We start from the raw sequence: 9,918 nt of genomic DNA, 5'->3' as shown, positions 1-9,918 counted from the left end.
GGCCAAAATCATCTAGCCTTGGACTCAGGCGCGGACCGGCGCAGTGTTGGCTCGGTGCGTCGTAATTTCCCTGTTTGCTTGAGGCCATGCCATGGAAGAGCCATCCGCGCCGCTGCCGGCGCATCGACCCACGGTGCTGCTGGTCGATGACGAGGAGTCGATCCTCAACAGCCTGCGCCGCCTGTTACGCGGCCAACCCTACGATCTTCTGTTGGCCACCAGCGGCGCTCAGGCGCTGGAGATCCTCGCGCAGCAGCCGGTGAACCTGGTGATGAGCGATGCGCGGATGCCGGGCATGGACGGTGCTTCGTTGCTGGCGCATGTCCGTGAACGTTTTCCGGCGACGGCGCGGATCATGCTCACCGGCTATGCCGAACCGGCGGCGATCATCAAAGCCATCAATGACGGGCAGATTCACCGGTACATCAGCAAGCCGTGGAATGACGAAGAGCTGTTGCTGATTCTGCGCCAGTCCCTCGAACACCAGCATTCCGAGCAGGAGCGCCAACGGCTGGAGCGCTTGACCCGAGTGCAGAACGATCAGCTCAAACTGCTTAACAGCACTTTGGAAAAGCATGTCGCAGCGCGCACCGCCGAACTGCAGCAGACCGCCGACATGCTTGATCTGGCGTACGAAGAGCTCAAGCACAGCTACGTTACCGGCACCGAAGTGTTCTCGCTGCTGGCCAATTTGCGCTTGCCACCTGCCAAACAGACCAACCGGCAGATCATCGAACTGGTGCGCAGCTACTGCAAACAGCATGGGCTGGACGAGGCCACCAGCCGTGATCTGACCATGGCTGCGGCGCTGTACAACATTGGCAAACTGAGCTGGACCGACGCGATGATGACCACGCCCTCGGATCTGCTGCGCCATACCGAACGCGAGCGTTATCGCAGCTATCCGAAGCAGAGCGAATCGTTGCTCATGACCCTGGACCCGATGAAGGATGCGGCGCGTCTGATCCTGCATCATCAGGAGCGTTGGGACGGCAGCGGCTTTCCCGACCGGCTCAAGGGCGAGGGCATTCCGTTCGGCTCACGCTTGCTGAAACTGGCGGTGGATTTCGTCGAGTTGCAGCGCGGTCTGATCCTTGAGCGGCAGATGAACAGCGATGAAGCGCTGCTGTACCTGCGCCAGTACGCCGGACGTTTGTACGATCCCGATCTGGTCGAGGATTTCATTCAGGTGTGTGCCGCGTTCCTCAGCGACGTGACGCTGGCCGATCCGTCGGTCAAGGTGCTGTCCACTCGGGATCTGGCGGCGGGGATGATTCTGGCGCGCAACCTCAATGCCGATAACGGCATGCTGCTGCTCAATGCTGGCAAGGTGCTCAGCGCGCTGTTGGTGGAAAAGCTGATTGCGTTTGAAGCCATGGAGGGCGGCAAGTACACGATTTTCGTCAAGGTGCCGGAGGAGGTTGAAGCCACGCTCAAGGCGCAGGGGGAATGATCGGTGAGGTGACGTCATTGGGCCGGGCATGGGATCCTTGCGGTTTTTCCAGGCCGGTGGCTGATCCATGACTTGTGCATCCGTTGTCTCTGCAAACCTCATTCGTATAGCCGCCGCGCTGTTGCTCAATCCCGCAGGCCAGACTCTGTTGGTGCGCAAGCGCGGCACTACGGCGTTCATGCAACCGGGCGGCAAGATCGAGGCGCACGAGTTGCCGGTGCACGCGCTGGCCCGCGAGCTGGAAGAAGAGCTGGGCTTGCAGATCGATCCGGCGCAGGCGGCTTTTCTCGGCCAGTTCTCGGCGCCTGCGGCCAACGAGCCGGGGTGTGTCGTGCAGGCCGAGATCTTTCAACTGACGATCGAGGCCGACGTCACGCCGGCGGCGGAAATCGAAGAAGTGATCTGGGTCGATCCGGCCACTGATCCTGCTGTGGTTCTGGCGCCATTGACACGTGACCTGATCCTGCCGTTTTATCGCAAGTCGCTGAACGCAATCGCCTGATCATCCACGCAAAGGACTTTGCCATGATCCCGCTTCAAGACTTGCTGATCTTCGCCGCTGCCGCATTGCTGATGGTGCTGACGCCGGGGCCGAACATGATCTATCTGATTTCGCGTTCGATCTGTCAGGGACGCAAGGCCGGGGTCACGTCGTTGCTCGGTGTGGTCAGTGGATTCTTTGTGCATATGTTCGCCGCGGCGGCGGGATTGACTGCGGTGTTTCTGGCAGTGCCGATGGCCTATGAAGTGCTGAAGTGGGCCGGTGCGCTGTACCTGCTGTGGCTGGCCTGGCAAGCAGTGAAACCCGGTGCGCGCTCACCGTTCGAGGCGCAGCAATTGCCGCCGGACTCGTCGCGAAAGCTGATCACCATGGGCTTTCTCACCAGTGCGCTGAACCCGAAAATCGCCGTGTTCTACCTCTCGGTGTTTCCGCAGTTCATCTCCCCTGAACACGGCTCGGTGTTCACCCAAAGCATCATTCTCGGCCTGACCCAGATCAGCGTCAGTTTCTGCGTCAATTTGCTGATCGCGCTGTTCGCGGCGGGCATCGCTTCGTGGTTTGTGCGTAACCCGACGTGGCTGGCACTGCAGCGTTATTTCATGGGCTTCGTCCTCGGCGGCCTCGCTGTGCGGCTGATGCTTGAGCAACGCAGGACGGCGTGAACATGTGGATCGAACGGCTGGACGCCAGTCATGCCCTGGCTTACCGCGAACTGATGCTCGAAGCCTATGACCGCCATCCGCAGGCGTTCACTTCCAGTGTTCGCGAACGCGCGGTGATGCCATTGAGCTGGTGGGAAGGGCGCCTGACCAGCAAGCTCGATGTGGTGCTTGGCGCGTTTGAAGCTGGCACGTTGGCCGGCATCGTCGGCCTGGCCCTCGAACCGCGCGAGAAGGCCCGCCACAAGGCCACGTTGTTCGGCATGTACGTCTCGGCGGATTTTCGCCAGCACGGTCTGGGCCATGAACTGGTGCAGGCGGCCATTACCGAAGCGCAAAACCACCCGGCACTGAAACTGCTCCAGCTTACCGTTACCGCCGGCAATGACGCCGCGTTCAATCTCTACCAGCGCTGCGGCTTTATCCAGTTCGGCCTCGAACCGCTGGCGGTGCGGGTGAACGAAGATTATTTCGACAAGATCCACATGTGGCGTCAACTCTGATATTGCGCTGATCCCTGTGGGAGCGAGCCTGCTCGCGAAGGCAATCTGACAGTCACTATTTGTGTGTCTGATACATCGCTTTCGCGAGCAGGCTCGCTCCCACAAGTGACTCAGCGAACCGCGCTGACACCGTCCAGGGTCGAGAACGACGTGTCCTTCGCCGTCAGCAGAAAATCCCGCATGTACGGTGCATCGAGCATGTCGGTGCGAATCGCCGCGTACAACGTTGCGAACAAACCTTTTTCCCCCAGCCGTTTACCCTTCACGTAACCGCGCGAGCTGTATTCGTGCAGCGCCCAGTGCGGCATGCCGCAAACACCACGACCACTGGCGACCAGTTGCATCATCATCACCGTCAGTTCCGAAGTGCGCACCTGCGCCGGCTCGATGTCGGCCGGCTCCAGGAAGCGTGTGAAGATGTCGAGACGGTCGCGTTCCACCGGGTAGGTGATCAGCGTTTCCGTCAGCAAGTCTTCGGGGACGATGTACGGCTTGCTCGCCAGCGCATGCTGATTGGCCACGGCAAGCATGGCTTCGTAGGTGAACAGCGGTACATAGGTGATGCCGGCGATTTCCAGTGGATCGGAAGTCACCACCAGATCCAGATCGCCACGCGCCAGCGCCGGCAGCGGTGCGAAGGCGAAACCCGAAGCGAGATCGAGTTCGACTTCCGGCCAGGCATCGCGGAACTGGTCGATGGTCGGCATCAGCCACTGAAAGCAGCTGTGGCATTCGATGGCCATGTGCAAACGCCCGGCCGTACCACCGGCGAGACGGCCGATATCCCGCTCGGCGGCGCGCAACAGCGGCAGGGTTGCGTCAGCCAGTTGCAGCAAGCGCAAACCGGCGCTGGTGAACCGGACCGGTTTGGTCTTGCGCACGAACAACGCCATGCCCAGGCGTTCCTCAAGCTCCTTGAACTGGTGGGACAGCGCCGACTGCGTCAGGTGCAAACGGTCGGCGGCATCGACCAGGCTGTCGGCTTCACGCAAGGCGTGCAGGGTTTTCAGGTGACGGATTTCAAGCACCGAAGGCTCCATGAGGAAAACTTGTGATAAGCGCAAAGAGGGTGAGTTTGTCTCATGATGATAGCGCTGTCGACATCGACGCGTTCTTTTACGGCAGAACTGCCGAGTGACGGCTCGGCAGTTCTTCATATGACTACAGTGTCTTATGCTCAGAGTCCCTCGAAATGCCGCAGGACAATGGACTGTGCAGTGATTCTGGAATCAAGCAGGGTCGGGTCGTCAGCGTGAGTCAGCTTGCGATGCGCCGGCAGTTTCAGGTGGGCTCTTTCGAATTGGCGCAAGGGTCGGGTCGCCGAACGGTAATGGAAATGCACGTACCAGAGTAATTGCGCGGGCTCCTGTGTGAGGTTCCAGACCTCATATTCCTGCAGGTAGTTGGGGCGCCCCTGATGATCAGCCAGTTTTTGGATCGCAAGGGGTTTGCGGATCTCCACCGCGTTCTGTCCGATGAGGTCATCAAGCATGCCGTCGGTGGGCTTTTGACTGGTCATCGAGCGTTGGGTGCGCAAGGCGCGACCTTCGACGATCAGCTCCGCGGCCTGATCGCGCAATTGCTGGATGATCGGTTGCTCTGCCGACTTGGCAGCGATACCGTCGGCACGGGTGGTGAGTTCACTCGCCTGACTGTCAAGCATGTGTTGCAGGTCGACGGGCAGCATGCCGCGATTGGCGTTGCTCTGCACCGTGGCGCGGTAAGTGGCCACGTTCTCCAGACGTTGCTGTGCCTCAGTTACCAGGGTGGCCAGACTCAGCTCGGCGGGGGAGGGAACTGCCAGGTTTTGCGGGTTGGTCAGGCGCACGACGCCATCGGCGCCATGTTCCCAGATTTCTTCATAGCCTCTAATCCCGGTACTTCTGTATTGACGGGCGTTGGTCAGGTTATCCCATTGCTCCACGCCATGGCGCAATTGGTTGTCATCCGTGATGAACACGCGCTGCAGGGGTTGCCCCGCGACCCTCGGCTCGGGTGGCCTGTTGATAGCGGCACGCGCTCGATCCGCCAGGCGATCAACGCCTTCCAGCAAGGGCTCGACTACGCCCAGATGAAAGAATTGCGGATAGCTGGCGGTCCATACCGCCATCTCGCGCCGATACTCGACGCAAGCGTCGATGCTTTCCTGAAGAATGCGATTACGTTGGGCGGTCGTGTTCTGCATGTTCGGCAAGTCGTACTGGCGGTACAGATGCAGATCGATTCTGTTGCGCAGGGGCTCTGCCATCGTCACAAAATAGCGCCACGAGGCATCGTCGGGGCTGCCGGCTTTTCTGACGATTTCCAAGCGTTGGGAGGTTTTCAGGTACAGCAGGATGGGTTCACTGTGACGGCTGTTAATGTTATCGACCAGCGCCGTCATTTCCGGCCGGTCTTTAGCCAGCATGCGATCATACCAATGATGGACCTGGTCCCTGAGTTCGCCCAACTGATCGAGCTGATTGACGATCTCGACACGAAACCTGTGTATGTCTTCAATGTGTTTCAAACGTTCAGCCACAGCATCACCCGGCAGCGCATTGTGTAGCTGCTTCAATCGGTTGATTGCTCGTGTTGTGCCATGAATTTTATGCGACAGGTGGAAGGCGCGTCGCTGGTAACGATCAGTCAACAGCCATGCGGTCTTGCCTCGCATTTGGGCGACAGTCCTGTGTTTTCTGCCTTGGGTCAACGCAGTCAACTCGGTCAACGCCTCATAACGTTGCCTGGCCAGTTGGATATCGCCAATGCATGCGGCTTCGGCCGTTGGCAACATGGTCAGGCGTTGCGCTTCCGTGGCTTCGGCGTAGGCATTGATCACCTGGTCACTTTTCGCTCCCCTGAGTTGCAATTGGCGGCCCAAATTGTTTGCGGTGGCGGCCAGTTGATGGTGGCGGCGGAAGTTTCGATCTACCAGCCAGCGCGGCAGGTGTTGCCGAATCACCGACGGCCAGTAAGGGTCGAGTGTATCGACCAGGCGCCCGCCGACATTGCCACCCCCCACCACGCCACCTTCAAGGGCTGTGCCATAGACGCCAAACCAGGTGTCCCATTGCCCGCTTTCATCCAGTGCGATCGGCTGCTTGTAGGTTTTTCGCGAGTTGCCGGACAGACGCCAGCTGCGCGAATCCCGGCTCAGCTCTACTTGGTAGACGCGGCCCTGACGCTCGATGAAGTCGCCGTCGGCAAGCCGGTAGATCCCGCGGTAGAGGCCGTGGCTGGCCGGTTCTGTGCCACCCAGGGAAATCGGCTTTTCATAGTCGTAATCCTTGAAGCGCGCCAGCACATGTCGGGCGTGGCGCTGCGACTTGACCTGCAGTGTCGCCACATCGCGCACCACCGCGTGCAGCTGACGCGCCCGTGTCAACGCGCGGGTCGTCCGGGAGGGCGTCGAGGCCGCGGCTTCACCCGGGAGCAGATCCATGAAGGCGTCGATCAGCGACAGCAGCATTGACTCGATTTCAACTAGACCGTCAGCCACGTCACCACGCAAGAACGCGGCGGCTGCCTGATTGGCAGCGGTCCAGGCCTGATAGAGGGCCAGCACACTGCCGACGAAGGGCACCATGCCCAAGGCCATTTTGATGTAGTTGAAGGCGCGCGGGCCTTTCAGGGCGTAGCGCTCGAAGAACAGTTCATCGTTGGAGCGCGACGTGCCGCGATGGGCCTCGATCAAGCGTCCCATGTGCGCATCGAGCAGGTGTGCGGCCAGCGAGGTACTGGCCGGCCAGCGCACTCCGACTTCGATGATCGCATCGAAGTTTTTTTCCACGGCCTGACCGATTCGGTTGACATGGGCCCTGACGTTACCTTGCAACGTTCTGTGCGCCAGGTACTCGATCCACTTGTCACTTGCGCACAAGGTGAACAGTCCTTTGCGCGCCGCTTCGAGCGTGTCGTAGCGGCGCAAGAACTGTCCGTCGTGGCTGTCCGGCAGGTACAGCAGAGTGACGCCGCTGATCTGCTCTTCGATGAAGCTGACGCCGGACAGGGTCACCGGGCCTTCGCCGGGGGTGTCCTTGCCGCCGACTTTCAGCGACACCGGCAACAGCACAAGACGCTTGCCGCTGGCTTGCCACGCCTGTGGGGTGTCGGCGTCGATGGCGATGTTCAGCAGCGCCGCTTCATCAGCGCTGAGGTGTTTTTGCAGGCGTGCATTTTCGCTCTGTATTTTCAGCATCAGGCGCCACGGCTCGATCAGGCTTTCCCGGCGATGTTGTTTGACGAATGCCGACTCGCTGGCGGCGCCCTGGAAGGCGTCACGGATCTTCTGCTCATAGGCTTTGGGCAGGTCCAGCTCCGGCAGAACCTTGCGCAGATAGGTCAGGTTGATGCCGTTGAGCAGGCGCGTCCGATCCTTTTTATGCGTCGCGGTGATTTCCAGACGCAAGAAGATCAAGCGTTGTGACAGCGAGTCATTGAGCACCGATTGCACGTTATCGATATTGAGCTGGGCCAGGTCCTCCAGTGACATTTTGCTGCGTGCTTTGCTGGGCACAATGGTCGTGATCTTTCTGACGCCACCCGGCCCCGACTCCGGGACCTGTTCGGTTTTGGTCGAGTCGGGCAGTTCGACTTGTATGGAAAAGTCGCCCTCAAGGGAAAAGTCCCTGCGCAATCGGGCGTGCAGATGGCGGCGGGTGAAGTCATCACGAGGTTCCAGGGCGAGGGTCATGAGGGCGTGGCTTTGACGCATCGCCGCGACGTACGCCTCGATGTTCTGTTTCAGCGCGCTACGCTCGTTTTCCTTGAGTTTGACCAGCCAGCCCGGCAGGTTGCCGGCGAGGGTGCCGCTGCGTTGCTGTTCCTGCAGATGAGTGAAAGCCAGGTGTCTGGCGGCGTGCAGCGGAACCTGAAGATTGGCCAGGCAGCCTTGGCGCAGAACCTCCAGCGCGTCAGCCTGTTCGGGTTTGCCGCGCAGGGGTGTGGCTTTCGCTTCGAAGTCGCTCACCAGCGCGTTGAGGCAATAAAGCAACGGGTCGGTGGTGATCGGACTCAGTTGCAGGGCCAGGTCGTTGTCGTCGTCGAGAATCCTGAACACCTCGCGCGCCAGTGTCCGGCGATCGGCAAAGCGTTGCAGGCCACCGCCATTGCCCGGCCAGTAGAGCATCAGACTGGAAGTGTCCGAGAGTGCCGCCTGGCGTCCGATGACGAGTGCGCCCTTGAGCACTTCGCTTTGCGTTGTCGTGACCCCGTCCTTGGTTTTGCTCAGTGACAAGGTCAGGCTGGCCGCCGTGATATCCGTGTCACGCTCGGCCGCGACGGGGGGGGCCAGCACGGCCTTGAGCAGATCGTGTTCGGCGCTGTCAAGTTGGCCAAGGTTTGCTTGCAGTCTGCCTTCGGCATACAGGCCGTCCCGGTGTGCCTGACGCAGGGCACTGAGGGCGGTGTTGAAGGTATTCGCGTCGAGGGCCGTTTCGCGGTAAAGCAGGGTTGTGGCAGCGGTCGCGCCAGTTTGTTCGGCGGCTTCCAGCGCTTTGAGGGCGTCCTGGCATTCTCGGTATCGAGAGCCGTCGCTGTCATTGGCCTGCAAGCGCTCAAGCGCCTCGCGTTGGCGTTTGAGCGCCGCGTGGCGCACCGCCAGTGGAATCCCGGCGGACAGGCTGCCGAACAGCGGTGTTTCGTCGGTCTCGACATCGCTGGCGGAATTGAGTGGTTTTGGCGGCGCCGCCACGATGATCGCGCTGCTGCGCTGATGATCAATCAGGTCGACATGCACCAGTGAGCGCGCGCCATGCGCCCTGAGCCCGGGATGGCCTTTGTTGGTATTGCTCAAGGCGTCGAGCTGCGCGTGGTGACGGTCGGCGAACAGATCGCTGGCGCCAGTGACCATCGGGTCAAGCGCTGTGCTGTAGTCAACGCGAAGGATTTTCTTGGGCAGTCCGGTGGGGATCTGTACCTCGCTGGTCAGCCACGTCTGCATGTCTGCGCGGGTGGTGAAGGCCTGGATCGATATGGCGTTTCCGGGCAGATAAAGCAAAGGCGCCGCCGTGGCCAAATTGCCGACGCTGACGACCCATGCACCGGGGAGTTTGATTTTGCTGTCGTTGCTCAGCACCAGGGCCAACTTTTCCGTGTGCACAGGTTGACCCTCGATTGTCAGCGCGCCAGCACCTGAATCAATGATCAGTTGCAGCGTTTTGAGTTGTGCCGGGGTAATCGTCTGATGGGCGAGAGCCATGTGCGCAGTGGCTTCGAAATGCTCGCGGTAAAGCTGCGTGGCGCGGCTACGTCGCGACACCGGTGTGCGCGGCGCTCGCGCGTCCCAGAATTCTGCCCAGCGAATCTCGTGGCTTTTGCGTGGGTCGAGGGCTTTGAGTTTTTCCAGGAGCTGCAGGGGCTTCAGGGTGGCTAACAGATGGCCCGCGCGGATACCGGTGAGGACACAACGCTGATCCAGATCGGTTTCCAGTGTCGGGTGTTGAACGACAAAGGCACAGGCGTCGGTGAGGCTGACGATGTGCTCCGGCTGGTCAGCGGTGGCCGCAAAGCGCAGTCCGGTCTTTTCGCCGTCTAGTTGCAGTTGTTGGCGCAGCAATTCATTGACGCTGTCGCGCAGGGCCGGGCTGGCGGCAAACAAATCGCGCAAACCCTCGCTGCTGGCGCGCCAGCGTTGGCAAGCCTGCAGCAGGAGGCTGTCATCAATCGTTTTCGGCAGCTGTTCGACGGTCTCGGGCAACGGTGACGGTGCGGGGAGCTCATCCAGAATAAGGCGCTCGAGCATGGTGGCGTGACTCGCATTGGCGGGGCGGGGAATCCGTCCCTGAGCGGGTCATTCAAGAGAAATCGCGCAAGGCGATG

At 60.6% G+C, this 9,918-nt stretch carries 6 protein-coding genes; 4 read left to right on the top strand and 2 right to left on the bottom strand.

From position 1 onward, the window contains the following. The first annotated feature begins 91 nt into the window (after positions 1 to 91). The 4 genes from J0G10_RS24965 to J0G10_RS24950 all read left to right on the top strand — a co-directional run bounded on the left by J0G10_RS24965 (position 92) and on the right by J0G10_RS24950 (position 3,117). On the top strand, positions 92 to 1,453 hold the full coding sequence (locus tag J0G10_RS24965; RefSeq protein ID WP_220556935.1) for an HD domain-containing phosphohydrolase: 1,362 nt from the start codon (positions 92 to 94) through the stop codon (positions 1,451 to 1,453). Positions 1,454 to 1,520: 67 nt separating this feature from the next. After that, positions 1,521 to 1,955 carry an NUDIX hydrolase gene (locus tag J0G10_RS24960; protein ID WP_095048304.1) on the top strand — a complete coding sequence of 145 codons (435 nt, stop codon included), beginning with the start codon at positions 1,521 to 1,523 and terminating at the stop codon, positions 1,953 to 1,955. 23 nt (positions 1,956 to 1,978) lie between these two features. Then, positions 1,979 to 2,617 carry a LysE family translocator gene (locus J0G10_RS24955; RefSeq protein WP_093430595.1) on the top strand — a complete coding sequence of 213 codons (639 nt, stop codon included), beginning with the start codon at positions 1,979 to 1,981 and terminating at the stop codon, positions 2,615 to 2,617. A gap of 2 nt (positions 2,618 to 2,619) precedes the next feature. Further along, positions 2,620 to 3,117 carry a GNAT family N-acetyltransferase gene (locus J0G10_RS24950; RefSeq protein ID WP_116255116.1) on the top strand — a complete coding sequence of 166 codons (498 nt, stop codon included), beginning with the start codon at positions 2,620 to 2,622 and terminating at the stop codon, positions 3,115 to 3,117. 110 nt (positions 3,118 to 3,227) lie between these two features. Here the strand turns inward: J0G10_RS24950 and metR are convergent, their stop codons facing one another. Then, positions 3,228 to 4,145 (bottom strand): transcriptional regulator MetR, encoded by a 918-nt coding sequence (metR, locus tag J0G10_RS24945; protein ID WP_007916739.1) that lies wholly within the window; start codon positions 4,143 to 4,145, stop codon positions 3,228 to 3,230. Positions 4,146 to 4,294: 149 nt separating this feature from the next. Continuing rightward, positions 4,295 to 9,841 (bottom strand): dermonecrotic toxin domain-containing protein, encoded by a 5,547-nt coding sequence (locus J0G10_RS24940; protein WP_220556934.1) that lies wholly within the window; start codon positions 9,839 to 9,841, stop codon positions 4,295 to 4,297. Positions 9,842 to 9,918: the final 77 nt, after the last annotated feature.

This window comes from Pseudomonas germanica, assembly GCF_019614655.1.
Taxonomy (GTDB): domain Bacteria; phylum Pseudomonadota; class Gammaproteobacteria; order Pseudomonadales; family Pseudomonadaceae; genus Aquipseudomonas; species Aquipseudomonas neuropathica.
The sequence above is the reverse complement of the archived record's forward strand: the minus strand, read 5'-3'. Positions and strand labels throughout refer to the sequence as shown.